The organism is Frankia sp. AiPs1, assembly GCF_023716945.1.
Classification (GTDB): Bacteria; Actinomycetota; Actinomycetes; order Frankiales; family Frankiaceae; genus Frankia.
In genome coordinates this window covers 1-2185 of the sequence record NZ_JAMQQF010000776.1, presented here as the reverse complement: position 1 = coordinate 2185, position 2185 = coordinate 1, and the positions used below count along the sequence as shown (strand labels likewise).

At 74.9% G+C, this 2185-nt stretch carries 2 protein-coding genes; both read right to left on the bottom strand.

The genetic code is table 11. The features are described from left to right. On the bottom strand, positions 1 to 1278 hold a 1278-nt coding region (locus ND748_RS30540; protein WP_251749748.1), incomplete at its 3' end, for a phenylalanine--tRNA ligase subunit beta. Between the two features lie 4 nt (positions 1279 to 1282). Then, positions 1283 to 2185: phenylalanine--tRNA ligase subunit alpha (locus ND748_RS30535; RefSeq protein ID WP_251749746.1), on the bottom strand; the 903-nt coding region annotated here is incomplete at its 5' end.

Genomic DNA, 2185 nt, shown 5'->3' with positions numbered 1-2185 from the left:
GGGGGGGGGGGGGGGGGGGGGGGGGGGGGGGGGGGGGGGGGGGGGGGGGGGGGGGGGGGGGGGGGGGGGGGGGGGGTCGGGTGGGGGGGGGGGGGGGGGCGGGGGGGGGGGCCGGGCGGGGGGGGCGTCGCTGATCGGGTGGAAGTGCGGGGGCTCCAGCACGATGTCGGTCGTCTGCGCGGAGATCTCCGTGCTCGCGCCGCCCATCACCCCGGCCAGCGCGATCGGGCCGGTGTCGTCCGCGATGACCAGGTCCTCGGGGTCGAGGGTGCGCTCGACCCCGTCGAGGGTGCGCAGCTTCTCCCCGGCCTCGGCCCGGCGCACGATGATGGCGCCGGTGAGCTTCGCCCGGTCGAAGGCGTGCAGCGGCTGGCCGAGCCCGAGCAGGACGGCGTTGGTGACGTCGACGGGCACGGAGATCGGCCGCATCCCGGCCAACGACAGCCGCCGGGACCAGCCCAGCGGCGTGACGGCCGCGGGGTCGACGCCGGTGACGACCCGGGCGACGTACCGGTCGCAGCCCGCGGTGTCCTCGACGACGACCGGATACGCCTCCCCGACCACGGCCTCCTCGACCGCCCCCTGCCCGGCTGTAGCCTGCCCGGCCGCGGCCTGGCCGGACCCCGGGGCGCCCGGGTCGGTGAAGGGCAGCGCGAAGGCGGTCGCCGCCTCCCGGGCGATGCCCCGCACCGACAGCGCGTAGCCGCGGTCGGGGGTGACGGCGATGTCGAGGATCTCGTCGGCGAGATCGAGCAGCTCGGTGACGTCGGCGCCGATCGGGGCCGACGGCGGGAGGACGAGGATGCCGTCGTGTTCCTCGCCGAGGCCCAGCTCCCGGGCGGAGCAGATCATCCCGTCGCTGACATGGCCATACGTCTTGCGGGCCGTGATGGCGAACCCGCCGGGCAGCACCGCGCCGGGCAGCGCGACGGCCACCCGATCACCGACGGCGAAGTTGTGCGCCCCGCAGATGACCCCGCGCACGCCGAGCCCCGACGACTCGGAGCTGGCCGCGTCGGAGCCGGCCGCGTCGGAACTGGCCGCGTCCGGGTCGGCCGGCTGTGGGGCCACGCGGACCTGGCACCAACGGACGGCCTTCTTCTTCGTCTCCACGATCTCGAAGCCGACGATCTCCCCGACGACGACGCCGGAGACATCGCCCCCGACGCCGCGCAGCCCCTCAACCTCGAATCCGGCGCGGATCAGCGCGTCGGCGACCGCCCGGGTGGGCGGCAACCCCTCGACGTACTCCCGCAGCCAGGACAGCACGATCAGCATCTGCTCAGACCTCGATTCCGAACGGGAGGCTGAACCGGACGTCACCGTCGACGAAGTCGCGGATCTCCCGGACGCCATGCCTGATCATCGCGGCCCGTTCCAGGCCCATTCCGAAGGCGAAGCCGCTGTAGCGGGTCGGGTCGACCCCCGTCGCCCGCAGCACGTTCGGATCGACCATGCCGCAGCCGCCGATCTCGATCCAGCCCTCGTCCGAGCAGACCCGGCAGGGCTGGCGGGCCGACTCGCCGCGGCAGGCGAAGCACTGCACGTCCAGTTCCGCGGACGGCTCGGTGAACGGGAAGTACGACGGGCGCAGCCGCGTCGACAACCCCGAGCCGAACAGCGCCTGGGCGAAGACCTCCAGCGTGCCGCGCAGGTCGGCCATGGTGATGCCCTCGTCGACGGCGAGGCATTCGAGCTGACCGAACACCGGCGAGTGGGTGGCGTCGATGGTGTCGTTGCGGTACGTCCGCCCCGGGCACACGACGTACACCGGCAGCGGCCGGTCGAGCAGGGCCCGGACCTGCACCGGCGAGGTGTGCGTGCGCAGCACCCGGCCGGAGGAGGCGGGCTCGACGTAGAGGGTGTCGTGCTCGCTGCGGGCCGGATGGTCGGGGGCCATGTTCAGGGCCTCGAAGTTGAACCAGTCGTGTTCGACCTCGGGCCCCTCGGCGACCTCGTAGCCCATGGCGACGAACACGTCGACGAGCTGGTCGGACAGCGAGGTCAACGGGTGACGGGCGCCGCGACGGCGGCGCGCCGCCGGCAGGGTGACGTCGACGCGCTCCTCGCCCAGCACGCGGGCGTCGCGTTCGGCGGTCAGCTCGGCCAGGCGCGTGTCGTAGGCGGCCTGGACCTCGGCGCGGGCGGCGTTGTGCCGGCGGCCGGCGTCGGCGCGCTCCTCGCG